This is a genomic window from Pelobacter propionicus DSM 2379 (assembly GCF_000015045.1).
GTDB classification, from domain to species: domain Bacteria; phylum Desulfobacterota; class Desulfuromonadia; order Geobacterales; family Pseudopelobacteraceae; genus Pseudopelobacter; species Pseudopelobacter propionicus.
This window is the reverse complement of sequence record NC_008609.1, coordinates 60,537-83,894: the sequence shown is the minus strand read 5'-3', so window position 1 is coordinate 83,894 and position 23,358 is coordinate 60,537. Positions and strand designations below refer to the sequence as shown.

Annotated in this window: 22 protein-coding genes; 3 read left to right on the top strand and 19 right to left on the bottom strand. The window is 61.6% G+C overall.

Translation table 11 applies throughout. From position 1 onward, the window contains the following. Nucleotides 1-1,131, top strand: coding sequence for a Na+/H+ antiporter NhaA (locus PPRO_RS00350; RefSeq protein ID WP_408633734.1), 1,131 nt, complete (start codon nt 1-3; stop codon nt 1,129-1,131). Between the two features lie 69 nt (nt 1,132-1,200). On the opposite strand, the gene PPRO_RS00345 is transcribed toward PPRO_RS00350, so the two are convergent. The 5 genes from PPRO_RS00345 to PPRO_RS19180 form a co-directional block, all read right to left on the bottom strand. Further along, nucleotides 1,201-3,204: a proton-conducting transporter transmembrane domain-containing protein gene (locus PPRO_RS00345; RefSeq protein WP_011734025.1), complete on the bottom strand. Its 2,004-nt coding sequence runs from the start codon at nt 3,202-3,204 to the stop codon at nt 1,201-1,203. 5 nt (nt 3,205-3,209) lie between these two features. Next, a complete protein-coding gene (locus tag PPRO_RS00340; protein WP_011734024.1) occupies nt 3,210-3,887 on the bottom strand; it encodes a PTS sugar transporter subunit IIA in 678 nt (225 codons plus the stop codon). Nucleotides 3,888-4,022: 135 nt separating this feature from the next. Beyond that, complete coding sequence (locus PPRO_RS00335) at nt 4,023-4,532, bottom strand: thermonuclease family protein (protein ID WP_011734023.1); 510 nt, start codon at nt 4,530-4,532, stop codon at nt 4,023-4,025. A 20-nt stretch (nt 4,533-4,552) separates the two neighbouring features. Then, nucleotides 4,553-5,428, bottom strand: coding sequence for a substrate-binding periplasmic protein (locus PPRO_RS00330; protein WP_011734022.1), 876 nt, complete (start codon nt 5,426-5,428; stop codon nt 4,553-4,555). A gap of 57 nt (nt 5,429-5,485) precedes the next feature. Further along, the gene (locus PPRO_RS19180; RefSeq protein WP_198138308.1) at nt 5,486-7,183 is read right to left on the bottom strand and encodes a hybrid sensor histidine kinase/response regulator; all 1,698 of its coding nucleotides are present in this window, start codon (nt 7,181-7,183) and stop codon (nt 5,486-5,488) included. Between PPRO_RS19180 and PPRO_RS21125 the strand changes: the two genes are divergently transcribed. Further along, entirely contained in the window at nt 7,178-7,693 is a 516-nt protein-coding gene (locus tag PPRO_RS21125) for a hypothetical protein (RefSeq protein WP_198138307.1), read from the top strand. The two genes, PPRO_RS19180 and PPRO_RS21125, sit on opposite strands and share 6 nt — an antisense overlap. Nucleotides 7,694-7,781: 88 nt before the next feature. Here the strand turns inward: PPRO_RS21125 and PPRO_RS00320 are convergent, their stop codons facing one another. The 14 genes from PPRO_RS00320 to PPRO_RS00260 all read right to left on the bottom strand — a co-directional run bounded on the left by PPRO_RS00320 (nt 7,782) and on the right by PPRO_RS00260 (nt 22,795). Next, nucleotides 7,782-10,187 carry a peptidase U32 family protein gene (locus tag PPRO_RS00320; RefSeq protein ID WP_232286666.1) on the bottom strand — a complete coding sequence of 802 codons (2,406 nt, stop codon included), beginning with the start codon at nt 10,185-10,187 and terminating at the stop codon, nt 7,782-7,784. A gap of 93 nt (nt 10,188-10,280) precedes the next feature. Further along, nucleotides 10,281-12,197 carry an adenylyl-sulfate kinase gene (gene cysC, locus PPRO_RS00315; RefSeq protein ID WP_011734019.1) on the bottom strand — a complete coding sequence of 639 codons (1,917 nt, stop codon included), beginning with the start codon at nt 12,195-12,197 and terminating at the stop codon, nt 10,281-10,283. Further along, nucleotides 12,197-13,102: a sulfate adenylyltransferase subunit CysD gene (cysD, locus tag PPRO_RS00310; protein ID WP_011734018.1), complete on the bottom strand. Its 906-nt coding sequence runs from the start codon at nt 13,100-13,102 to the stop codon at nt 12,197-12,199. The genes cysC and cysD overlap by 1 nt, the downstream gene beginning before the upstream one ends. A 127-nt stretch (nt 13,103-13,229) precedes the next feature. Continuing rightward, nucleotides 13,230-14,504 carry a nucleotidyltransferase domain-containing protein gene (locus PPRO_RS00305; RefSeq protein ID WP_011734017.1) on the bottom strand — a complete coding sequence of 425 codons (1,275 nt, stop codon included), beginning with the start codon at nt 14,502-14,504 and terminating at the stop codon, nt 13,230-13,232. Further along, nucleotides 14,501-16,321, bottom strand: coding sequence for an ABC transporter ATP-binding protein (locus PPRO_RS00300; protein WP_011734016.1), 1,821 nt, complete (start codon nt 16,319-16,321; stop codon nt 14,501-14,503). The genes PPRO_RS00305 and PPRO_RS00300 overlap by 4 nt, the downstream gene beginning before the upstream one ends. After that, a complete protein-coding gene (locus tag PPRO_RS00295; protein ID WP_011734015.1) occupies nt 16,318-17,070 on the bottom strand; it encodes a sulfite exporter TauE/SafE family protein in 753 nt (250 codons plus the stop codon). Before PPRO_RS00295 ends, PPRO_RS00300 begins: the two co-directional genes overlap by 4 nt. A gap of 51 nt (nt 17,071-17,121) precedes the next feature. Further along, the gene (locus tag PPRO_RS00290; protein ID WP_232286665.1) at nt 17,122-17,622 is read right to left on the bottom strand and encodes a lasso peptide biosynthesis B2 protein; all 501 of its coding nucleotides are present in this window, start codon (nt 17,620-17,622) and stop codon (nt 17,122-17,124) included. Next, nucleotides 17,609-18,391, bottom strand: a complete 783-nt coding sequence (locus PPRO_RS00285; RefSeq protein WP_011734013.1) for a sulfotransferase family protein — start codon at nt 18,389-18,391, stop codon at nt 17,609-17,611. Before PPRO_RS00285 ends, PPRO_RS00290 begins: the two co-directional genes overlap by 14 nt. A 61-nt stretch (nt 18,392-18,452) precedes the next feature. Beyond that, nucleotides 18,453-19,289, bottom strand: a complete 837-nt coding sequence (locus PPRO_RS00280) for a sulfotransferase domain-containing protein (protein ID WP_011734012.1) — start codon at nt 19,287-19,289, stop codon at nt 18,453-18,455. Beyond that, the gene (locus PPRO_RS00275) at nt 19,286-20,191 is read right to left on the bottom strand and encodes an HPr kinase (RefSeq protein WP_011734011.1); all 906 of its coding nucleotides are present in this window, start codon (nt 20,189-20,191) and stop codon (nt 19,286-19,288) included. The genes PPRO_RS00280 and PPRO_RS00275 overlap by 4 nt, the downstream gene beginning before the upstream one ends. 71 nt (nt 20,192-20,262) lie before the next feature. Then, nucleotides 20,263-21,198 carry a formyltransferase family protein gene (locus PPRO_RS19175; protein WP_011734010.1) on the bottom strand — a complete coding sequence of 312 codons (936 nt, stop codon included), beginning with the start codon at nt 21,196-21,198 and terminating at the stop codon, nt 20,263-20,265. Beyond that, on the bottom strand, nt 21,195-21,878 hold the full coding sequence (locus PPRO_RS00265) for a tetratricopeptide repeat protein (RefSeq protein WP_011734009.1): 684 nt from the start codon (nt 21,876-21,878) through the stop codon (nt 21,195-21,197). The genes PPRO_RS19175 and PPRO_RS00265 overlap by 4 nt, the downstream gene beginning before the upstream one ends. 32 nt (nt 21,879-21,910) lie before the next feature. Next, nucleotides 21,911-22,081 (bottom strand): hypothetical protein, encoded by a 171-nt coding sequence (locus PPRO_RS20655; RefSeq protein ID WP_157039886.1) that lies wholly within the window; start codon nt 22,079-22,081, stop codon nt 21,911-21,913. An 84-nt stretch (nt 22,082-22,165) separates the two neighbouring features. Continuing rightward, a complete protein-coding gene (locus PPRO_RS00260; RefSeq protein ID WP_011734008.1) occupies nt 22,166-22,795 on the bottom strand; it encodes a phage tail protein in 630 nt (209 codons plus the stop codon). Between the two features lie 209 nt (nt 22,796-23,004). Between PPRO_RS00260 and PPRO_RS00255 the strand changes: the two genes are divergently transcribed. After that, nucleotides 23,005-23,310 (top strand): DUF6916 family protein, encoded by a 306-nt coding sequence (locus PPRO_RS00255; RefSeq protein ID WP_011734007.1) that lies wholly within the window; start codon nt 23,005-23,007, stop codon nt 23,308-23,310. Nucleotides 23,311-23,358 lie beyond the last annotated feature (48 nt).

Below are 23,358 nucleotides of genomic sequence, written 5' to 3'. Positions count from 1 at the left end.
ATGCTGCGGGAATTCTCCATACCGCTCATCTCCGGCGTGATCGTCGCCCTTGTCTGGGCCAACATCTCGCCCGAGAGCTACCAGCATTTCGACCACGACCGGAACTTCGGCCCCTTCAGCTTCCACTTCATCGTCAATGACTTCTTCATGGTCCTGTTTTTCGGCATCGCCGCCGCGGAAATCACCCAGAGCTGCCTGCCGGGCGGGGACCTATACCCGCTGCGCAAGGCGGTCAATCCGCTCCTGGCAACGATTGGCGGCGTTGTCGGGCCGGTGCTGGTCTATGTGGTTCTCAACGCCCTGATGGGCGATCCCTCGCTGTTGCGGGGATGGGGCATTCCCACGGCAACGGATATCGCCCTGGCCTGGCTGGTCGCCAGCCTGGTTTTCGGCAAACGGCATCCCGCCATCTCCTTCCTGCTGTTGCTGGCCATCGCCGATGACGCCATCGGCCTGGCCATCATCGCCCTGTTCTACCCCGACCCCAACCTGCCGGCGGCGCCGCAATGGCTGGTGCTGGTCCTGAGCGGCATGGGGGCAGCGGCGCTGCTGCGTCGAGGCAACGCGCAGAGCTACTGGCCCTATATCATCCTGGGCGGGGGGCTGTCCTGGGCGGGGCTATTCATGGCCCACCTGCATCCCGCACTGGCGTTGGTATTCATCGTGCCGTTCCTCCCCCACCCTCACCGCGAAAAGAAACATCTGTTCGAAGAGGATATGCGGGATCTGTCACCCCTGGCAAGCTTCGAGCACGAATGGAAGGTGATGGTCGATTTCGGACTGTTCCTGTTCGGCCTGGCAAATGCAGGAGTGACGTTCGGTTCCATTGGAGCAGCCACCTGGCTGGTTCTGGCGTCGCTGGTCATCGGAAAAACCGGGGGGATCTTCTTCATGGGGTGGCTGGGCAGGCGGCTCGGTTATCCGCTCCCCTCACGGGTGGGTGGGAAGGAACTGGCGCTGGTCGGGTTGATCGCCGGCATCGGCCTGACCGTTGCGCTGTTCGTGGCCGGCGAGGCATTCACCGATCCGGCCCGTCAGGGGGCAGCCAAGATGGGCGCCCTGATGAGCGCCGGCTGCGCCGTTCTGGCCCTGGCAGCCGGCAGGATCATGAACGTCAAGCGCATCACATGAGCGGAGGCGGGCATTATCATGGCCACCTGATCTGGCTGTCGAGATCCCAAAGGCCATCGGGAGAAGAGGTCAGATGGAGTCGCAGAGAAACAGCGCCACCAGGGTCAGCAGGATGTAGAGCATGTACTGCTGCAGCAGCCCCCCCTGCAACCGGCGCACCCCGCTGAAACGCCGGTGCAGGCGCTTCAGGGCCGGAATGTAAACCAGCTCCAGCACCGCCTCGGGAACGTGGCTGTGGAAGCGGCTGGCCCGGGGAAAGGGCCCGGCAATGGCGGGAAGCTGGCTCTCCTGTCGCAGCACGAAGGAGAACAGTCCGGTCAGCATCTGGGCAAATGAGGAGGCGCTGTACTGTATGCGGGGCGCCGGGCGCTGGTAGCCGCAGCTCCAGGTGATGGTTTCTCCCCTGGGCGCGCGGGCCAACCGCCAACGGTACCAGAGGGCCAGAGCGGCCATCAGGGTCAGCAGGCCAAGGGCCATGAGCGTCACCATCCCAAACGGCGACAGAAGGGCCAGCGGCTGAAGGGCAGGCATCCCGGTCGGCAGGAAGGCCCGGGAGGCATTCTCCAGCAGGCCGGCCAGGAGAGCGGGGAACAGGCCGACAGCCAGGCAGACCAGCGCCAGCAGCCCCATGGGGAGCAGCATCTGCCAGCCGGCCTCATGTCCCTGTCCATGCTTGTGCGTGCGTGCCATTCCCAGGAAAACGATGCCGTAGACCTTGACGAAGCAGGCCACGGCCAGCCCGCCGATCAGCGCCAGAGCCGGCGCGGCCAGGGCGGTCATGGCAGCACTGCTGCCGTCCCCCTGCACCCCCCTGAAACAGCCCAGATAGATCAGCAGTTCACTGACAAAGCCGTTCAGCGGCGGCAGACCGCAGATGGCCACCGCGCCCACCCCGAACAGCAGGGCCGTAGCGGGCAGCTTGCGGCCAAGCCCCCCCATCAGGTCGATTTCGCGGGTACCACTGGCGTGGATGATGGAGCCGGCCCCCATGAAGAGCAGCGCCTTGAACACGGCATGGTTGAGGACATGCAGCAGCGCTCCAGCCATGCCCAGGAGCACCATGGCCGGCGAGTCGATGGTCCGCCCGATCAGCGCCACCCCCAGCCCCATGGTGATAATGCCGATGTTTTCGATGCTGTGATAGGCCAGGAGCCGCTTCAGGTCGTGCTGACCGATGGCGAAGGCCACTCCTGCCACGCCGGAAACGATCCCCAGCAGCAGCACGATGTATCCCCACCAAAGCGGAAGACCGTGGAAGAAGGAGAGGGTGCGCACCAGGCCATAGATACCCACCTTGAGGATGACCCCCGACAGGGCTGCGGAAACGTGGCTGGGCGCATTGGCGTGGGCCGACGGGAGCCAGATGTGCAGCGGCATGATGCCGGCCTTCATGCCGAAACCGAGCAGGGCGGCCAGGAAAACGGCCGTTGCCAGGGGAGACGAGGCATCCAGGGCGCCGGTAGCCGGGAAGAGCCAGGAACCATCCAGCAGGTTCAGCAGGGAAAAGAGGGCGAACAGGCCCAGGGTGGCGATGTGGGTGGTGATCAGGTACAGGGTGCCGGCCTCGCTCACCTCGCGCTTTTCATCCTCGGTGGAGACCAGGAAGTAGGCCGAGATGGCCATGATCTCCCAGGCGAACAGGAAGGTGACGGCGTCGCGGGCCAGGACCACGCCGGCCATGGCGGCCGTCATCAGGCCGAAGAAGAAGGTCATGCGCCGCACGTTGCCGGGATGGGATTCGGCGGGCCAGTAGCCGCGGGCGTACAGGGAGGCGCAGCCGGGAATCAGGAAGATGGGGAGCAGAAACCAGGCCGAGAGCGGGTCGATGCCGATCTCGGCCCGGCCGAAGGGGAGTGACCAGAAGAGCTGATAGGTTTCTGATGCAGCGGAGAGAAGCACTAGTATCGCCCCGGTCAGGCCGGTGCAGGCGGCGATCAGCATGAGGACTGTTGCCGACCGTTGACCACGAACCCCGCCCGATGGCGGAGAAATCAACAGCGGAACACCGGACAGGGCCGCCACAAGCGCGGCGGCCACTATCAGCAGACAGGGTGAAGCCAGCTCCTGCTCCATGACACTTACCTCCTGATGATGGTTTCCTCCATCGCCCGGATGGCGGCCATGATCTCGGCCGCGCTGCCGGTACGGTGCAACAGATCCTTGAACTGCTGGTCATGGAGCATGAACGCCAGCTTTGCCAGCAGATGCAGATGGGTTTTCACATTGGGCGTAATCAGGGTGAAGAGAATGCTGACCGGCTGGCCGTCGATGGCATCGAAGTCGATGGGGTTCTTCAGGAAGCAGAGGCTGATGGCAGATTCCTGAACCTGCCCCACGATGGGGTTGCGCACATGCGGGATGGCGATGCCGTTCCCCAGGGCGGTGGAGCCCAGGGCCTCGCGCGCCAGAAAGGTCTGCAGCAGGAATTCCGGATCCAGGCTGGGGGGGAGCTTCATGCGGCCGATCACCTGGCGCAGCGCCGATTCCGGGGTGTCGCCAGCCAGGTCGTAATGGATCCCCCCCGCCTCCAGAGCCTCGGAGAGCGTCGAGAGCCGCGGGGTTTCCGAGCCGCTGTCAAAGACATCCGGCGGGATGGTGATGTCGTGACTGGTGGCCCATTCCAGCAGGTCGACCCGGTTGATGCGGTAGCGGTCGTTCTGAAGATGCGCCGGAAGCCCCTGGTTTTTGATCCAGCCCAGGACCGTCCGTTCGCTGACACCCACAGCCTGTGCTATATCCTCTACTCGTAAAAACATTTCGAAATTCTCCATCCTGGTAGTGCGATGCGCCACCCAAGGACTTGGCGCTCCCAGGGCGGCTGACTGAAAACAATATGCCATCACCCGGTAAACGTCAATGCACTTCTGGGTGGCGAAAGGTGCCCGCACCCATTATCGCTGCCGTTGACCGCTCTTCCTGAACTCCCAGGGAGGGCGGGGATTGGCGTCGCGCCAGAGCCCACACTGGCTGAGCCGGGCGGCCTGTTCCGCGCCGATGTACTCCGATGCGTAGCTCCCAGCCAGATAGTGACGATAGGCCCAGGCCATCCCCTCGGCAACCATCTCGTAATTGATGTCCCGCCCGGAATAGCGGATCACCGCCACGCTGCGCTGGTACTGGTCGCTTTCCACGATCTCCGCCGTCACCTGGCGCCCCATGACCTTGTACATCAGCGTCCGCCGGGCAACGGCCCCGAAGGGCTGCCCGGGACGCTCAGGTTTTGATATTTCCGGGGCGTCAATGCCGTAAAGACGCACCGTGAGACGACTCCGGCCCGGCGTGGCCAGGAGCAGCGTATCCCCGTCAAATACGGCCCGCACCATCCCCTGGACGGTCTGGCCGGCGCAGGCATCCGTGCAGGTCAGGAGCAGCAGGAGCGCTGCCAGCAAAAAGTGGTTCATGGATAACTTCTCCCCACCCGTCACTTCATCGCAGCCGGATCGAACCACAGCGAGGCGTCGGCCAACGGTGTCTCCCTTGGAAGGGTGGGGTTCTGGATCCTGATGATGCGCCGGTTCTTGAGATTGGCTTTAATGATCGATGATCTGTTGTATTTCATGAAAATCGCGTCGAAGGAACCGTCCTTCCTCATTTTCCGGATCCCGGCTTCGACGCGTTTCGCGAGGGCTGCGTTGGTTTTATTGAAGAAAAAATAGTAGGGCCAGGGATAGTAGATCAGCAGATTCTTCTCGACGCCAAGATTGGGGATGGAACGCCGGCGGGCGGCAAACTCATTGAACACCTCGTTGATGCCGCGCGGGAAGAGATCGATGCGGTTGGCGGCGACCATGGTGAACAGACTCTCGTAGCCCGCCGTGTCAACCTTGATGCCATTTGCCTCGTAGATCGCCACATCGCCCCACCCGATCCCCTGGCCGATTCGTACCTTTCTCAGATCACCCGGATTTCGGATCCTGTCCATATCCGCCTGCCGCTGTTTGGCGATCAAGGCCACGCGGTATCCGAGAATGCCTTTTCGAAGCGGTATTCTCACAACGCGGTACTCCTTCTCCTTCCGGACGGATGTCCCTCCCCAGGCGATGGTGACCATGCCGGCCGGATTGCTCAACTCGGCAAAGGAGCGCGCCTCGTTCATGCCGGACCTGCTCGGCTGGAGCGTATACGGCCCGTATTCCGCCACGGTTTTGTCGAGAGCCGTCTTCAGGATTTCCAGCAGATCGCTGTAGCGCGAATCGGTTTCTGACTCGAAGGCGGGATAGATGACCTTGGATTGCCCTGTTGCCACCGTGGCAGTCAGTATGATGAACAGCACCGACAGTGCAAGCAAACGCATCATTGGATGCTCCCCACATCGAATTGTATCCAGGGCCTGTTTCGCCCCTCTTTTTCGAACTCAAACCCGTGCCGCAACGATAGAATGCACTACCCGCGCCAGTTCAGCCGGAGTATAGGGCTTGACAATTGCCCCGCAAAAGCCGTAGTCGCGGAAGCTGGCCATGACAGGGTTGTTGGAATAGCCGCTTGAAGCGATCAAGCGGGCACAGGGATCAAACGCCAGAATCTCTGCCGCGCTTTCCCTGCCACCCATCCCGCCCGGTACCGTAAGATCCATAATCACGTATGAAAACGGCTTGTTTCCTTCCTTGGCCCCAAGGTACATCCTTATTGCCTCTTCACCGCTGGCGCAGGTTGTCACCTCATAGCCCAGGTGTCCGAGTATTTCAGCCGCAAGCTCGCGGATCATCTCTTCATCGTCCATGACGAGCACTGCCCCTTCCGCTGGAACGTCACACTGCGTGACCCTTTCACCGGTCTCCTCTTCCAATGAGGTCTTTCCGGTCGAGGGCAGTAACAGGGTAAATGTCGTCCCTTCGCCGATCGTGGAGCGAACGTCAATATATCCACCATGCCGCTTCACTATGGAGTGGACTGAGGCGAGGCCAAGGCCCATGCCATGTGACTTTGTGGTGAAGTAGGGGTCGAAAATCTTTTTCCGCACATCTTCCGGCATGCCGCACCCCTGATCGGTGAACGAGAGTTTGACGTAGTCACCGGGGGGCAGTATGAACCTGTTTTCGCTCCCCAGGACCACATTCATCCCGTGCACGGATATCTCCCCCCCTCCCGGCATGGCTTGTACGGCATTGATGACGATGTTGTTGAACACCTGGCTGACTTGACCTTCATCAGCTTCGATGTCGTGGAGGGAATCGGGAAGCTGCACCACCCCCTTGACGTTCGTACCCCGAATGGCCAGGGACAATGATTCGTCTACGATCTTCCGTATCGATACGGTTTTCTTTACGGGAGCTCCGCCTTTGGCGAAGGTCAACAACTGGGTGGCGAGTTCGGTTGCCCGGAGGGCCGCTTTTTCAGCATTATCCAGGAGCTTGTCCGATTTTCCCGGCATGGCCAGAACCATGCGCGCCATGGAGATGTTTCCCATGATGCCGGTGAGGATATTGTTGAAATCATGGGCGATCCCTCCGGCAAGCACCCCCAGGGATTCGAGGCGCTGGGCGTTGAGCAGCCTGTTCTGCAGAGATTCGCGCTCCGTAATATCGGTGAAAATATCCAGACGGAGATCCCGGGAAAACTGGGTATTGACAATGACATGCCGGTCAGAGCCGTCCTTGCACGCAATAATCGACTCCAACGGCTGGATTGGCGTACCATCCACGAGGGCTGCGCGAACAACCGCCTTGCGGCGGGAGCTGATATACTCGCGCCTGTCCGGATCGGGATAGGCACGCAAAAACCATTCATCAAGCGTTGGAATGTCGGCAGCAGTGTAGCCGAACATCTCAATGAAACAGGTGTTGACATGTTTAATGACGTCGTCGCTGTCGCTCCATCTGACACCGACCGGCATAACGTCAATGAATGCCCTGAGGATTGTCTCGCTCTCCCGCAACACCTGTTCCGCAGTCTTGCGTACCTGTTCCTGCCGCGCTTCGGCAAGGGAGCGGGTCATTCCGACGATTGAACGATTGAGATTGTTCAGTTCGCCGAAAAAGTCACCTTCAGGGACATCCGCAGCTTCCGCCTCTCCCGAACTGACTTTCAGGGCATAGGTTTCAATCGCTTGCAACGGTATGATCACGTTTCGCCGAATAAGTTGAAAAGGAATGAAAACCAGGAAGACATTCAGGGTAACGATTGCCACAATGTTATTGATGGCAAAACGGTGCATCGATCTTTCCAAGAACCTGGGGGTCATGAAAAGGTGCACGACACCCACCTGGCTGCCATGGATACTGATTTTTTCCGTCCGGGACAACAACCCCCTGTTACGGATTTCGCCTTTCGACGGAACCGCCCGCCACTGTGGATCCCTCACAAAACCGGATATACCCGCGACACCGTCGGCCCCCCTGACGATCACACCGAAAACGTCAGGGTGCCGCATGGTGCTTTCGATAACCTTGTCAACCTGCTTGGTGTCAAAGTTCCACAGCGGGAGGGCAAGGCTGCTGGCAAGCTGGGAAGAGATGACCGTAAGATGATATTCCAGGTCACCGGTCCTCTGGCTCCGTTCCCAATAGTAATTCGCACTACCGAAAGCGGACAAAACAATGGTCATAACCGCTACCAGCGTTAAAACAATAATTTTTGTCACCGACGTATCGTGTCTTTTCATGGGTTCGGCCCTATTCAAACCATATCACTGGCGGGCATTCACGTCTTCCCTACACCAACTCGTTGGCATAGTTGAACTCGGTCGTATCCGCCATGGGGCGGCCGGCCTTGAAGGCGCCGATGATATCGGCCCAGGATTCACGTTTCGCCTGGCGCAGATCAATCAGGAACGAACTGCATCCCTTGTGGCGCAGCTCATTGCGCCGGCCGGTCAGGGAGAACGGAAGTGCCGCGCTGATGGTCTGCAAACCGTCACGACTGCTGACCGAATACTCCTCGCCGCGGTCCGATTGCAGAGGGATGTTGCTGTGCACATCCTTGATACGGATCTTGGTGGTCATGACCGGCAGGGGCGCATACACGATCACGCGCCGTTCAACGCCAAGCGGCGCAGCCAGCAGATCGCCCAAGTTGGCCGCGTCATCCTCCATGTAGAGGGTCACGCTCTCGGCCCCCAGTTCTTTCCAGGCCAGCAGGGACTGGCTGTTGAGGGTGAAGCAGCGGTGCCAGGCGGAGATGTGCAGGCCGGCCAGCTTCTTCAGCAGGTGGAAATGGGAGATGTTCGCCGCCTCGAACCGGCGGAAACCGGCGCCGTACAGCTGTACCAGAGTGGAGCGGTAGAGCGCCAGGTCGCGGTCGAAGATCATGAAGGGGAGCTGCCAGACGATGCGTTCCTCCGAGCCGCGCATGCGGGGCACCAGCGAGGGGAGCTGGTGGATAGTGGCCTTGGAGAGCTGCAGCAGGGTGCGCTCCGCCCCCAGCTGCAGCGGAAAGCGCCAGTCGCGGGGATTGTCCATGATCACGGACAGGGACTCCCGGCCACCGCCCGTGCGGCCCGCCTCTTCCAGCGCCATCTTCAGCTCCCGAAGCGCAGCGCCGCGGGCAGCGGCGATGTCTTCCCGGAAACCTTGCTGTGAAACCTTCTCGGCCAGTGCAGCGTACAGCCGGCCGCGGATCTCCCGGAAGGCAGCCGAGGGGATCAGCAGGGAGGGGAAATCGGGCGCTTCCAGGGATTCCAGGCGGAAGGGGGCTTCCCCGGTCTTGGCGAACTGCGCCTTGAGGACAGCCGCCATCTCAGCGGTGCGAGCCGGCTCCAGCCGCCCCAGGGGGAAGTCCAGGTCGAGACGGACAGCTGCGGCATCGGCCGAAACATGCAGGATGACCTCTCCTCCCTCCTCGACGGGAGAGGAGCATGATGCCGAAAGCTGTAAGCGGCAGGGGAGCTTTTCCCCCTTGACCGATTCCAGCCGCCGCATGCAGGCGTTCTCGCTCATGGTAAAGGCCTCCCTGGAGGAAACCTTGTACACCGCGTCCCCAGCCGCGAACCTAAAGGGGGTTTCCAACTCCACCAGGCTTCCGGCCTTTGCCTCCATGACCTTCCTGCGGTTGCAGAACAGCTCACGCACGGTCCAGGCCTGGCCGGCCATGTCGCTCTTCGGCTGCACCCGCAGGCGGTCGCCCACATGCAGGCTATCGCGGGTCTCGAAGCTGAGTCGGTTTCCCCTGATGGACTTGATCTGCCCCACGAAGCGGCCGGTGCCCCCCTTCTGCCAGGGGTTGGCGATATCGTCCGGCTGCTGGGATGCCAGAAACCCCTTGGTGGGGGTGCGGCCGAAGGAGTGCTTGAGCAGCCCCTTGGCAGCCGCGAGCGCCTCACCGCGGGAGCGCTCGGTTGCATCCAGCACCAGACGGTAGGCCTGCACCACGCTGGCCACATACTCGGCCGATTTCATGCGCCCCTCGATCTTCAGCGACCTGACTCCCGCCCTGACCAGCTCCGGCAGCATGTCGATGGCCGACAGGTCGTTGGTGGAGAAGAAGTACCCCTGCTTGCCGCGGTGGCTGTAGAGCCTGCGACAGGGCTGGGCGCAGCGCCCACGGTTGCCGCTGTGCCCCCCCAGATAGGAGGAGAAGAAGCACTGGCCCGAGATGGAGAAGCAGAGCGCGCCATGGACGAACACCTCGATCTCCAGCGGTGTTGCCGCCGCGATTGCCGCCACCTCGTCAATGGCCAGTTCCCGCGCCAGCACCGCCCTCTGAAAACCCAACTCCTGCAAGACCCTGGCACCCGGCGTGTTGTGCACGGTCATCTGGGTCGAGGCGTGCAGCGGGATGGTGGGGAAGTGGCGGCGCACCAGCCGCGCCACCGCAAGATCCTGTACGATCAGGCCGTCCACCCGCATACCGGCCAGGGCAGCCAGGGTATCCACCAGCTGGGGCAGCTCCTGTTCCTTGACCAGGGTGTTCAGGGTGACGTAGATCCTCCTGCCGTGGGCATGGGCATAGGCCAGCATGCGTTCCATCTGTGACAGGCTGAAGTTTTTGGCCCGGGCCCGGGCGGAAAAATCCCTAAGCCCGGCATAGACGGCATCGGCCCCCTTTTCCATGGCGGCGAAGAAGGACTCCAGGGAGCCGGCCGGAGCCAGCAGTTCGGGTTTGTGATCAGTACTGTTCATGGGAACCATATCTTTCGTGAAATAACCATGCCCCTTTCGGGACATGATACGTGAGACGTGCATTGTTTTTCCGGCTCTTCACCACGCTCATGCTCAGGCGAAACGCTCTTCCAGGTAGCGCATGATCGAGTCGGCACACTCATCCACGGAGGATGTTGCGCTATCAAGGCTGAGTTCCGGCGCCAGTGGCGCCTCATAGGGGGAGTTGATACCGGTAAGATTAGGGATCTGGCCCAAACGCGCCTTGCGGTACAGCCCCTTGGGATCACGACGCTCACACACCTCCAGGGAGGTGCTCAGATAGACCTCGCAGAACTCCCCCGGTGGCATAAGCCGGCGCACCATGTCGCGCTCCGCCCGGTAGGGAGAGATGAAAGCGCTAATCACGATCAGGCCGGCATCGGTCATCAGCTTGGCCACCTCCCCGATGCGGCGGATATTCTCTATGCGGTCCGCTTCGGTGAAACCGAGATCCCTGTTCAGCCCATGACGAACATTGTCGCCATCCAGCAGAATGGTATGCCTGCCCATGGCGTGGAGCCTTCGTTCCAGGCAATTGGCAATGGTGGACTTGCCGGAGCCGGAGAGCCCGGTGAGCCAGATCACGGCCGGCCGCTGCCCCTTGATCCGCGCCCGCTCCCCACGACTGACCTCCTGAAGCTGCCAGTACACGTTCGTGGCGCGGCGCAGGGTGTGCAGGATCATGCCGCAGGCCACCGTGGCATTACTGATCCGGTCGATCAGGAGGAACCCTCCGGTCTCGCGGTTATCCCGGTAGGGATCGAACGGAACGGAACGGGAGAGACACAACTCGACCTCACCGATGTCGTTCAGGTCGAGCCGGTCAGTTGCCAGTCGCTGAAAGCTCTCCGGCACGATCCGGTCCCTGATTCGGGTCGCCTCCACGGCAACCGTACCACCCAGACCCCGGAAGATATACTGTCGACCGGCAAAGAAGGGTTGCCGATCCATCCAGACTATCCGCGCCTTGAACTGGTTGGCCAGCTCCGGACGGCCGACCTCGGCGACGATCCAGTCCCCCCTGGCAACATCATGCTCGCCGCCCAGCTCCAGGGAGACCGCCATACCTGACTCAGCCTGATCGAGACTCCGCCGGTCGAAGCGGATCCGCGAAACGTCGGCCTGAGTGCCGGCCGGAAGGACACGTACCCGCTGGCCGCGCCTCACCGTTCCTCCCAGCACGCTGCCCGCATAGGCGCGATAGGTGCCCATGCCCGACTGGAGCAATCCCTGCTCTACATCGCGGCACCACCCATCGCCGGAGCGGGACCCCTTGATAACGTACTGAACCGGCATGCGGAAGGGCATGTCAGCAGAGCCCTGTTCCGGACGGACCCCCAGCAGCCAGTCAAGGATCGACGGTCCGCGGTACCAGGGCATGTGGTGCGAGGGATGCGTGAGGTTGTCCCCATGGAGCGCCGCAACCGGAACCAGGGTACAATCGAGCGGAAGATCGACAAACCCCTCCAGATCCGTCACCAGGCGGCCGCAACATGATGAGACCTCGTGAAAAACCTGTTCGGACCATGATGCCATATCCATCTTGTTGACAGCGAAGAGCAGGTTGCGGATTCCCATCATTGCGCAGATCAGGGCATGGCGCCGCGTCTGGGGCAAAAGCCCCTGGCGCGCGTCGATCAGGATCATGGCCGCCGCGCACTGGGAGGCCGCGGTGGCCATGTTGCGCGTATAGCTCTCATGCCCCGGCGTATCGGCCACCACGAATTTCCGTTCCGCCGTGGCGAAGTAGCGGTAGGCCACATCGATGGTGATCCCCTGTTCCCGCTCGGCCATCAGTCCGTCCAGCAGCAGCGAGTAATCCAAGTTTCCGCCGGCGGTACCGATTCGGCCGCTCTCCTCCCGCAGAATCCGGAGCTGGTCGTCGTACAGATTTCCGGTCAGATGCAGCAGGTGGCCGATCAGGGTGGACTTGCCGTCATCCACGCTCCCGCAGACCAGAAAACGCAGCACGCCATCTCCAGCAACCATCAGAAGTACCCCTCCTGTTTCTTCTTCTCCATGCTGCCGGCTTGGTCAAAGTCGATCAGGCGACCGCAGCGCTCCGAAAGCCTGGTCTGTTCCAACTCGCGAATGACCTCCTCCACCGTGCCGGCCAACGATTCCACCCCGGCCGTAAGGGGGTAGCATCCCAGAGTCCTGAAACGGATCATGCGCAGTTGGGGACTCTCACCCTGCTCCAGACGCATCCGATCGTCATCCACCATGATCCACTGGCCGTCCCGCCACACCACGGGGCGTTCCGCCGCAAAATAGAGCGGCACCACCGGGATCCGCTCCCGGGCGATATAGCGCCACACATCCAGCTCGGTCCAGTTGGAAAGGGGGAAGACCCTGAAGCTTTCCCCCGGGTTCTTCCTCAGGTTGGGGATGTTCCAGAGTTCCGGCCGCTGGCTGCGCGGTTCCCAGCGATGATTACTGTCGCGGAAGGAAAACACACGTTCCTTGGCCCGGCTCCGCTCCTCGTCGCGCCGGGCGCCACCGAAGATCATGTCGAAACCCTGCGTGTCAAGGACCGCACGCAGGGCCTCGGTCTTCATGATATCGGTATAGACGCGGCTGCCATGGCTGAAGGGGGTGATCCCTTGCTTAAGCCCCTTGTGGTTGGTGTGGCTGACCAGCCGCAGCCCCAGACGGGCCACGGTCTCCTCGCGGAAGGAGATCATCTCGCGGAACTTCCAGGTGGTATCCACGTGCAGGAGCGGAAAGGGGAGCGTCAACGGGTAGAAGGCCTTGAGGGCCAGGTGCAGCATGACCGATGAGTCCTTGCCGATGGAGTAGAGCATCACCGGCCGCTCCGCTTCAGCCACGGCCTCGCGGATGACGCGGATAGATTCCCGTTCCAGAATGTCCAGGTAGTCGGTGTGGTCGTTCATGGCGAAAGTTTTCCAAGATGATTAGTGAAAGGCGTCCGAACGACATGGCTGTATACCGTCGATCACCACTCGAAGGCAAAGTATAGGCTGGCATGAATTCTGACGTCAGGAGGTGTGTTCCAACACATTACCCCGACCCATCCAGCCAGCGAGAAATACGGACGGTACGTTCGGCCAGAGTCTTCAGGGGGGCATCGTTTTGCAGGTGTCTCTTCAGGGTGTTGCCGTGCCGACACAGAACATCAACGAGACGACGAGGATAGCAGCCGTAAATCATCAGGGAATCCGCGGGCACCGAATACAGGGAAGCGATCAGTCTCTTGGGCAGGAAGAGACGTTGCCAGAAGATGCGGATTCTATCGTACAGGCAGGCGCTTTCCAGGAGTTCGGCATAGGCCGGGGGAACCAAGAGCGCAAGACGCTTGTCACCGAAGAGCTGGGCCCGGGCCGTATCGAGGAGTTCTTTCGACATGTCTGCGGGGCGCAGTATCTCCAGGACATGGGGAGGAACATCGGCGCCCGCCAGCTCTTTCGCCAGCAGCAGGGCCAGGTAGACTCCCCGTTGCCACCCCCAACGCATCGCCCGCTCCACCAGCGCATCCCAATCGAGATCCGGAGCGAAATGCGTGATGACCTGGGCGATATCGCAGGAGGGGCGCAGGCCGAAGGCAAACTGGTGCTGGTGGGAGGTGTGAAGACAGAGGTGCAACAGAAAGTCCTCGGGGGCCAGGGTCAGCGCGGAACAGCCGGCGACCCGCACTGGCAGGACACCCCGCCACAACTCTTCGGGATCGATGCTGTAACGCTCACCCGGAGAGGTCAGGTTCCAGTGGATCTCGAAGGCTGCCTGCCCCTCCTTGACCATGCGGGGCAGGTGTTGATGAGCCTTGAGCGCGATATCCGCGGACAGAGGATGCAGGGAGACATAACCCATCCCCTCCAGGATCTCCGAAATACGCGTGACGTCGCCGGGGCGGGCCAGGACATCGATGTCGTTCATCTCCCTGAGCCCCATGTCGCCGTACACCGCCTCGGCCAGGAAGATCCCCTTGAGCAGGATCAGCGGAATCCCCTCCCCCTCCAGAGCGGTGAGCAGCCGACGCAGTTCGGCGTACAGCCGGAGGTTGCGCAGCGTATTGCTGCGGGATGCCCCACGGAGTTCATCGACGATTTCAACCGGAACGGCCTGTTCCAGCCCCTTCTCCCTGAGCCGATGCCAGAGCAAGGGGCGCACCCGCTGCTCTGCCGCCAGGGAGAGGAAATCCCGCCATTCCTCCGGCGACAGTTCGGAGAATCGCCCGGCATCGGCCAGGGGAGTATCCCGGCGCAGGGATTCGAGCAGGAGCCGCTGGAGATCCGTCACCCCCCTGTTGTCGGGCGATTCACTGGCTGGCGCCGTCATGGAACCTCCGGCCCCATCTGGCGGCTCCAGGAGAACTCGTAGCGCCCCCCTAGGGCCAGCAACTCTTCATGGCTGCCCGATTCGACAATTCGCCCCTTTTCCATGACGTGGATCATATCCGCATGCAGGGCCGTTGTAAAGCGGTGGGTGATCATCAGCGCGGTGCGGCCGGCAACCAGCCGGCGGAAGCGGAGCAGCCAGTCCGCCTCGGCCCAGGAATCCATGGCGCTGGTCGGCTCGTCCAGGATGATCAGTTCGGCATCCCTCAGGAATGCCCGCGCCAGGGCCAGCCGCTGCCACTCGCCGCCGCTCAGTTCGGCACCGCCGAACCATTTTCCCAGCACGGCCTCGTAGCCGCCCGGCAGACGGCTGACGGGCAGATCGGCCCCCGCGGCCCGGGCCGCTTCCCTCACCCGTTCCATGGATGGCGCCGCGGCGATGTCCCCCAGGGCGATGTTGGTGAAGGCCGTGTCGTGGTAACGTTGCGGCTCCTGGAAGAGCACCGTAATCCGCCGCCTGAGCTCCGGGAGCTCCAGCTCGCGGATATCCGTGCCGTCCAGAAGCAGGCGCCCCTGTTGCGGATCGTAGAAGCGGCAGAGCAGCTTGATCAGGGTGGTCTTGCCCGCACCGTTCTCCCCCACCAGCGCGGTGATCCGCCCAGCAGGTATCTGCAGGCTGAAGTTCTCCAGGGCTCGGGAGAAGGAGCCGGGATAGGAGAAGCTCACGTCCTGGAGGTCGATCCCCTGCCGCAGTCCCGGATGGGGAAGCGGCTGAGGAGCCTCGCCGAGCCGGGGCTCCAGGGAGAGGAACTCGAACAGGTTTTCCAGGAACATCAGGTTGCGGTAGATCTCCCCGGCGCTTCCCAGGAGGGAACGCATCATCCGCTGTCCCTGGAAGAACGCCTGGAAGAAGAGGGCCAGCCCCCCCAGGCTGACGGAGCCGTTCAGCGCCCGGTACGCCAGCCAGGCGAGGGGAGCCACCATGCTGGCCAGCCCGATCAGTGCCGCCATCACCTGGGCAACGACCTCGCTGCGGGCCAAGCGCACCCGTTCCCGGCGCAGCCGGTGGCGCAGGTTGCGGAACAGCCCCCGGAAGTGGGGGCCGAGGGCGAACAGACGCATCTCTGCGGCCGCCTCGCGCTGGGTGAGCAGCAGGTCGTAGTAGGTGGTCTTGCGCATGGCAGCGGTGTTCCGGAGCCGCCAACGGTGGAAGCGGATCGTATGCCGGAGCACGACCAGCAGGGCAGGCAGGGTACTGAACAGCAGCAGCAGGGGGACCCACGGGCCGAAGGTCAGCAGGACCCCTCCCATGGCCACCAGGGTGATCAGGCTCTGCAGCAGGGCGCCGCTGTTTTCGATCAGGGCGGCAGGCCTGCTGAGCGCATCGATGCGGGCGCGGTGCAGCTGGTCGTAGTACCCGGGATCGTCGTAGAAGGAGAGATCCAGCCGCATCCCCTGTTGGTGAATGAGCTCGTGCACATGGTCCTGCACCAGTTCGGACTGGGCCGTGCGCAGCCACCTGGCGATACCCTGGCACAGCTCCATGCCGATCAGCACCAGGGCCATGGCGCCGGCCGCCGGAAGCAGCGGTCTCAAGGCCGCCCACCCCCCGCCCGATCCGGTAATGGCGGCCAGGCCATCCACCAGCGTGCGCGTCAGGAAGACGGCGACCACCGGCAGCAGCCCCTGGAGCAGCAGCACCAGCAGCCAGGCGAGCGTCAGCCCTCCGGCGGCGTGCCGGACCAGCCGGAACGCGCGCGGCAGGTAGGGGAGCTGCTCCCTCAACCTCCCGCACGCCTGGGAGAGTTCCCCGATCACCGGAACCAGACCATGTACAGCACCCAGATCCCTTCCAGCAGCACCAGCATTCCCAGCATTTTCTTCAGGCCCTCCCGGTTTCGTATTGTACTCAACCAGCAGGGGCCCAGAAAACCGCCGATGGCCGCCCCCAGACAGAGCGGCAGGCAGAGGGTCAGGGGGGGGATCCCCTTGAAGCAGAGCCAGAGCAGGAAACTGAGCAGACAGATCGGGGCCTCGGCGAAATCGGTGGAAGCGATGGCCCCCTTTTCGCAGCGGTCACGGAACACGAGCTGCCCGCCGGCGACCAACGGGCCGAATCCGCCGCCGGAGAGCGCCTTGTTGAAGGCGCTGACCGAGCCCAGGAGGTAGACCCTGGCGTTGGTCAGCACCAGGGAGCGACCCCAGAGGATCAGCAGGCCGATGAGCGTCACCAGCAGGCCGATGTAGCTCTTGAGGATCAGGGGGGGAATCGATACCGACAGGGAGACACCGATCAGGGAGGCGAACACGCCGAACCAGATGAGCGTCACGGCGATGCGACGGTCGGTCGTGCCGGAGTTGAAATCGCCGTTGCCGTGGCGGTGATGGCGCCAGGAGGCGATGAACCCGCCGACCGCCTGGGAAATCAGCAGGGACGGGACCACATCGGCAACAGAGTAATTCATGAGAAGCAAAAACGGGCTGAGCACCGTGCCGTACATCATCCCCAGGGAGCTGTCGATGAACTCCATGATCAGGGCCGCCAGGGAGAGATAGGCTATTTCCATGTTTTGATACCCCTTCCCCCATAGTCTGTCGCAGGCAACTACGGAAGCGGCTCAGGAAAAACTCGCGACCACCGTGAACTGCCGATGTCCGGCGGCGCCGGTGATGATCTGGTCACCGCAGCGCAGCCAGGCGTGGGCTGCCAGGTTCTCAGACCGATTGTCCGCCTTCGCTACCCCCAAATAGAGGGTGGCGTTGATTCCACGACGCTTCAGCATCCATTTTCCCGCCACGGCTTGGGGGAGACAGACGCTCTTCCAGGGGGTGGTACCGGCCGCGGAGCGGACCGCCTGTCCGATCATGCTGGCCTGGCGAAGAGCGGAAGGCGTCAGGTGCAGGCCGGATTCGGTCATCCGCCTGCCCAATGAAACAGCCAGCCAGCGGAAAGGAATGGTAAGGATCAGAATGCGCACAACCCCGAGCAGCAGCAGGGCTTCCAGAAGCAGCAGCCGCTCGGCGCCATTGCGGCGGCGCCACTTGGCGGGCGCGGCGCGCAGGGTAGCAAACCATCTGGCCATTGTCGGCGCAGCCACGTTCCGGCTACCTCTTGTCATACCCAAGACTGCCCAGCAGCTCCCAGTCCATCAGCTGATCGATCAGTCGCAGGTGAGTGGCGGAAAGCCGATCAAGATATTCAGCGTTGCGATAGTATTCAGGCCGGAACGTCTCCTCTGCCTCCATCACCGGAAGATGGTCCCAGTGGGTCGGTTCTATCACCGCAGAAACAGCTGAAAAACGGGTAGCCCGGCGCCAACGAAACTGCTCGGCGATCTTTCCAAGCACCTGCTCCGGTTCAACCATCAGATCTTCATACCTGATAAGCCGCGCCCGCGAACCATGTTCACGGACAAGCTCGGACCATGCCCGGTACTTGCGCGTGTAGTTTTGACAGGCTTCTTTCATCAGTTCCAGACTCCAGTCACCTATCCGTTCATCACCACAAACCCAGCCCAGAAACTGTGCCGCACTGACGACCCAGGCATAGGGATGCTTGATTGTGACCAGAAAACCGAGGGAGTTCGTGACATACGCCTGAGCAATAGCGGGTGCGCGCCGGACAAGCTCCGCGCGCTGTGTCAGGTCTCCGGGGTGGGATGCGCCGCCGCGTCGGGCATAGGTGGCGGACGAGACGAAGTCAAACGCGGCAGTATCACCCGCCTGCCGGGACGCATCCCAGATCGCATCGAATGGCGCCGGTGGCAGATGCTTGCTGCCCAGGATGTAGCTTAGCATCTGAACGTCCGGGTAATTCCGCATAATCAGTGCCCGCAGGTAATTGGTACCGGTGCGGATTTCACCGTACTGTTTGATCGTGGTGATCATGGGGAACTCGGCCAGAAGCGGCGGAAGCTGTCCAGGTTCATGGTATGCCGGCTCCCCCTTCCTACAGATAACCGAATCGTCGCATCACCGTTGCATGGTCGGCCACGATCCGGGCAGCCTGTTCCTCGGACAACTCCTCACGCCATGAACCGACCTTCCCCTTGCGGAAAAAGTTCGTGGCCGCCGCACTTTTTTCCTGAAATCCCTCCGACCGTTCCTGCTCTTTCAGAATGTCGAACGCGCTGAAAGCCAGCGCCCTTTCAACCTGTGCTTCGCTGTAATCAAGCCCGGCAAAGCGGACCGCCCTGGAGAACGTCTCCAGGGGGGCAGCCTTCATATCTTCGTACCGCAACAGACAGAGCGGAAAGGGGGCGGCATCAACCCAGCTGAGAACATGTTCGCTCCAGGAAAGGAGTTTCTGACGCAATTGATTGAACAGGCGGTCGGATTTGCCGCAAAAGGTAAGAGACGAAAGACCCATCTTTGCTATGGTGGCGTCGTAATCCCAGCCGCTGTGATGGGCAAAGGAAACCGCCACATCCAACGGGTTGCGGACAAGGTAAATGGCCCCTGACGTTGCCTCTGCCGGGATCAGCGGGCGACTATCCGGTAGCAGGGTATAGGCGTCGTGGATCTTCATGAAGAGCGGTTCTTCTGCTGTCTCGGCCAGATGGCGATACAGTTCCGGCCGCAGCCGGTCGATCTCCTCGGCAGTCAGGTCTGATGCCTCAATGCCGATACTGTCATCGAAGAGACCGCGGGCACTGGCTATGGGCGTATGCTCCAGATCATTGATGGAAGCCGGTTCATCTCCGTCCCGCAGCAGATTGGTCAGAAAACAGCGGAACCAGGTATTGCCCGACTTGGGGTAGGAAGCCAGCCAGAAAATGCCGCTCATGCCAGAAAACTCCCTTCGAGCAGGTCCATCAGCTCCTCCAGCAGGAAACCACGCTGCGGCCTGGACACATGACAGACACGAGCGCGTGCCGCCACGGTTGCACAGAGTTTGAAGTGTTCCTTTTTTCCTCCCAACCCGTGCAGAAAGCGCATCCGGTAGCTATTGGCGATCAGCGGATCCACTTTTTCGGTTCCCGGCACCGGGGTCAATTCCAGCCGACCGCTGTTCGTGCTGTTGAGAATGAAGACCGACCGCAGCACCACCGGCTCTTCACAACGGTTTTCGGCGGGAAGGAAGAATTTTTGCAGATCGGCGCCCCAACGGATACACTGCAGGTCGTCTCTGGAAGTATCCAGGCGTTTCAGGCTGTCGGCCCACAGCTTCAGGCGGGGGAAGCCGGGGAACACGGCTGGCTGTTCATGTGCGAGTGAAATGGCGCACAGATCGTCCGCCAGAAAACGGTAGCCGCGCCGGTGAAACCCGGCTGCCAGGGTCGATTTGCCGATACCGGACGGTCCGCAGAACACCACGGCAGCATCATTGGCTTCAATCGCACTGGCATGGAGCACCAGAATGCGACGCTGCTGCAGGAGAGCACCAAAAGCCGACCCCATCAAAAACGGCAATAGATCGTTGTCATGGGCACCGTTTTCCGGGGTAATGGTGATGCGGTATCCGCCCTGCACATAAAAGCGGGCAACGTCATCCACCCGCAGGAGAAACTCCCCCGGCGCAGCCTGAAAACGAATCCCCCGCACCTGTGGGGCGCTCAATTCAGCCGGAGTGTCGCCGTAGGATATGACGATATCCGCTGGGGAGGATATACCTGATGGCACGGCTAAAGCCGGAAGCGGCAGGGGCGAAGAAACGGTCAGGCCAAAGACTCGATACTGGTTGGTCATGGGAATGTAAGAACCTTAGGACGAATAGTGTCTACAACATTGCAAAAGAGCAGCCATCGCCGTGTCGGTGATCATGCCAACCGCTGCCCCGGTTTCAAACCAAAAATACGCGCCAGACGAGGGCCGCTGAAAAAACCTTCCATACCGTACAACAGCTCCAGCCGGAGCAATTCGCCTGTACCGCAGGCAACGCGCAGCCCCTCCGCAGCATCCGCCGTAACAACCGTGCCGGAGGTACTCTCCCCCCCTGCCTGGGCAGGCAGGGGAGAAACCTCCAGCAAACGCACCGGCACCCCGTGCAGTGTGGTCAGGGCGCCGCCGTAGACCGGGTTGCAGGCCCGCACCAGGGCATCGATGGCGGATGCGCCCCATGACCAGTCGATGGTGCGGTCCGCATCGGTGGGGCGGGGGAAATAGCGGCCCGTTTCCGGATCCTGTTCCCGTAACGGCACTGCCGCGCCATGGATCGCCAACTGCTGGACGAATTCGATCATCACCCGGGGAAGCGCTCCACCCAGCCTCTGCATCCAGAGACCATAGGTATCATCCGTCCCTATCGGCAGGTGCGCCTCATGGGCGATGGCACCGGAGTCGATCCGGGGAGTCATGCGGTGGACGGTGATGGCACCGGCCACCTCCCGGTTTCTGATCTGCCAGAAAACCGGGTCCGGTCCGCGATACTGGGGGAGAGGGCCGCCATGGAAGTTATAACAGCCCAGTGGCGGCATGGTAAGGAGGTCAGCCGGAAGTTTGCGGGGAAACCCCATGCAGCAGAGCGCATCCGCCGCAAGCGAGCGCAACCAGGGAGCCATCTGCCCGGTCAGGTCGCCGTTATCCACCCGCAGGCAGGATACCCGGGCCTGACGCAGCACAGTCTCCAGCGCCAGGTTCGGATCTTCGACTGCCGGTGCCGCTGGCACGGCCACGCCGGCCAGCAACCCCTGGCTGTAGAGCGCCTCCAGAACCGGTTGCAGTACGCTGCCGCTGCACAGAACCGCAATCCTCACGATAACAGCCCCCGATAGTCCGGGGCCAACCACACCGGGGTGTCTTTGAAGAAGACTTTCTGACGCGGTTGCAGGTATACGGCCTGGCGGGCGTGGTCGCCGGCCTCGTCGCCGCGCCGCTGCTTCGGCAGCAGCCGGGCCAGATGCTGGTGGGCCTGGAGGTGGTCCGGCGCCATCTTCACGGTCTGTTGCAGGTAGAAGATCGCCTCAATGGTGTGACCCTTCTGTTCCAGGGTCATGGCCAGGTTGAAGCAGGCCTCGCTGAAATCAGGCTTCAGAGCCAGGGCCTGTTTGAAATGCAGGACCGCCTCATCAAAACGGAACAGGTCCCGCAGCAGATTGCCCAGGTTGTTGTAGGGATCGTGATAATCAGGGCTCAGCTCCATGGCTTGCAGGAAAAAGGTGCGCGCCTCTTCGTAGAGCCGCAGGGCATGGGCCGTCACCCCGGCGTTGTTGCAGTAGTTGGGTTCGTGGGGCCGCAGGGCGATGGCGCGCCGCAGCCAAGCCAGGGACTCGCCGAACTCCTCCCGCTGATAGCAGACGATCCCCAGCAGGTTGTGGGCCTCGGCATGACGCGGGTCCCGGGTGACGCAGCTCTTCAGCAGCGTCTTTGCCTGGGGCAACAGTCCCAGCTTGTAATGCTCGATTCCGCCCTGAAAGTCGGTTTCGCTGTGGTTCATAATGACTGTTAAAGGCCTTCTTGCCAGAATGATTAAGATAGTCCGGTTGTAATGCCGGACTCGCCGCCAGGGCTTGACTTGCCTGCGGTGTCCCGGGTTGCGATACGCCGCAGGTGCGGCGCGCTCCACGCAGCACGGTCTGCTCCTGGGCTGTTCTTTTCATCCAGCCGGCAGCTGCCGGTTTCGTCGATCAGATGTTCCATGGCCATTTCCCCCTATGTTTTTTTCCTGAATCAGTGGTTCGGACTCCGCTCACAACGGAGCCCGAACCGTGCAGTGATACGTTTTCACGACCTGGACGGGTAAAGACCTGACGTGCAGATGCAGAAGTTCAGAGCCAGCGACGGCTGGGCCAGCGGGAAGGCGCCGCCGCCGCCGGTGTTGGCGACGTTCAGGTTCGATGCATTGAAGGCGGGAGTCACTGTTACCTGTACCGCATCGGAAGCCATGGTGACGTTTTTTGTGGTGGTGTAGTTGGAAAGCACTGACGAATCAGCCGCATCCCACCCCTTTGCCCAATATGCGGTATTCTGCGGTTTATTGAGCGAACCCTGTACATCACCGGCATTGACCGTGGCTGCGGCCGTCGCCGTTACGGTCTGGCCCGCGGTTTTCTCGCCGATGGCGTGATTGTGGGGAGGAAGATTCGCTACGGTCAGGGTTCCGTTCTCCTGTCCGAATTGCGCCGCAAAGGTGCGGGGGGTCAGGTTCGTCCCCTGGCCGAAATGCACCGGCGTCCGTCCGCGCAGGTCCGGCAGATTGAAGGAGGTACTGCCGTTACCGCCGAACGCAACCCCCAAGAGCGAATAAAGCGCTTGATTTTGCATGATTTGCGTCGTTTGGCCGTTACAGGCCGCAAACCCCACTGGTGCCCAGTTGTACGCAAACGTCATGACCATCCCCAGATAGCAATCCATACTCGTCTCCTTTCCATGGTGCAGAAGTGATACAGCCGGACAACTACATACCATGTGAAGCATATTGTATCAATGAAACCATGCGAATTAATTCTTGCCTTGAAACCACCAGACAATTACCCTGTCTTCTTCGGCCCGATTCACCCCGGTGACATCATGAACCGTTTCACGCACGCCCGGAACGGGCCCTGCAAGGAGGGAAAACGAGTATGAAATTCAGCAAGACACTTTTTGAATCACTGGTGGGGAAAATATTCACCGTACATCTCGACGGCAACCACGTTCTGGAGCTGAGGCTGGCGAATATCAGCACCCAGCAGACAGCATCCCGCTATGAGAGCTTTACCCTGAACTTCGATCCACCTCCGGGAACGCCGGCCTTGCCTGACGACTCCTATCTCATGGCTGCCGAAGGCTTCGGCCCGGAGCTGATCCACATCTCCGCCACACACGCCGGGACACCGGACCCCAATGTCTATTACTACGAGGCCGTGTTTAATGTATTTCTCGGGTAGGGATACCCCTTGCGGGTATCCGTTTACGCAGGCAGCAGCATGTGGTGC

What these genes read in the sequence shown, in the direction of transcription:
- PPRO_RS00350 (WP_408633734.1), top strand. Translation starts at nt 1, where the DNA reads ATGCTGCGGGAATTCTCCATACCGCTCATCTCCGGCGTGATCGTCGCC.
- PPRO_RS00345 (WP_011734025.1), bottom strand. Translation starts at nt 3,204, where the DNA reads ATGGAGCAGGAGCTGGCTTCACCCTGTCTGCTGATAGTGGCCGCCGCG.
- PPRO_RS00340 (WP_011734024.1), bottom strand. Translation starts at nt 3,887, where the DNA reads ATGTTTTTACGAGTAGAGGATATAGCACAGGCTGTGGGTGTCAGCGAA.
- PPRO_RS00335 (WP_011734023.1), bottom strand. Translation starts at nt 4,532, where the DNA reads ATGAACCACTTTTTGCTGGCAGCGCTCCTGCTGCTCCTGACCTGCACG.
- PPRO_RS00330 (WP_011734022.1), bottom strand. Translation starts at nt 5,428, where the DNA reads ATGATGCGTTTGCTTGCACTGTCGGTGCTGTTCATCATACTGACTGCC.
- PPRO_RS00320 (WP_232286666.1), bottom strand. Translation starts at nt 10,187, where the DNA reads ATGAACAGTACTGATCACAAACCCGAACTGCTGGCTCCGGCCGGCTCC.
- cysC (WP_011734019.1), bottom strand. Translation starts at nt 12,197, where the DNA reads ATGGTTGCTGGAGATGGCGTGCTGCGTTTTCTGGTCTGCGGGAGCGTG.
- cysD (WP_011734018.1), bottom strand. Translation starts at nt 13,102, where the DNA reads ATGAACGACCACACCGACTACCTGGACATTCTGGAACGGGAATCTATC.
- PPRO_RS00305 (WP_011734017.1), bottom strand. Translation starts at nt 14,504, where the DNA reads ATGACGGCGCCAGCCAGTGAATCGCCCGACAACAGGGGGGTGACGGAT.
- PPRO_RS00295 (WP_011734015.1), bottom strand. Translation starts at nt 17,070, where the DNA reads ATGGAAATAGCCTATCTCTCCCTGGCGGCCCTGATCATGGAGTTCATC.
- PPRO_RS00290 (WP_232286665.1), bottom strand. Translation starts at nt 17,622, where the DNA reads ATGACAAGAGGTAGCCGGAACGTGGCTGCGCCGACAATGGCCAGATGG.
- PPRO_RS00285 (WP_011734013.1), bottom strand. Translation starts at nt 18,391, where the DNA reads ATGATCACCACGATCAAACAGTACGGTGAAATCCGCACCGGTACCAAT.
- PPRO_RS00280 (WP_011734012.1), bottom strand. Translation starts at nt 19,289, where the DNA reads ATGAGCGGCATTTTCTGGCTGGCTTCCTACCCCAAGTCGGGCAATACC.
- PPRO_RS00275 (WP_011734011.1), bottom strand. Translation starts at nt 20,191, where the DNA reads ATGACCAACCAGTATCGAGTCTTTGGCCTGACCGTTTCTTCGCCCCTG.
- PPRO_RS00265 (WP_011734009.1), bottom strand. Translation starts at nt 21,878, where the DNA reads ATGAACCACAGCGAAACCGACTTTCAGGGCGGAATCGAGCATTACAAG.
- PPRO_RS20655 (WP_157039886.1), bottom strand. Translation starts at nt 22,081, where the DNA reads ATGGAACATCTGATCGACGAAACCGGCAGCTGCCGGCTGGATGAAAAG.
- PPRO_RS00260 (WP_011734008.1), bottom strand. Translation starts at nt 22,795, where the DNA reads ATGGATTGCTATCTGGGGATGGTCATGACGTTTGCGTACAACTGGGCA.
- PPRO_RS00255 (WP_011734007.1), top strand. Translation starts at nt 23,005, where the DNA reads ATGAAATTCAGCAAGACACTTTTTGAATCACTGGTGGGGAAAATATTC.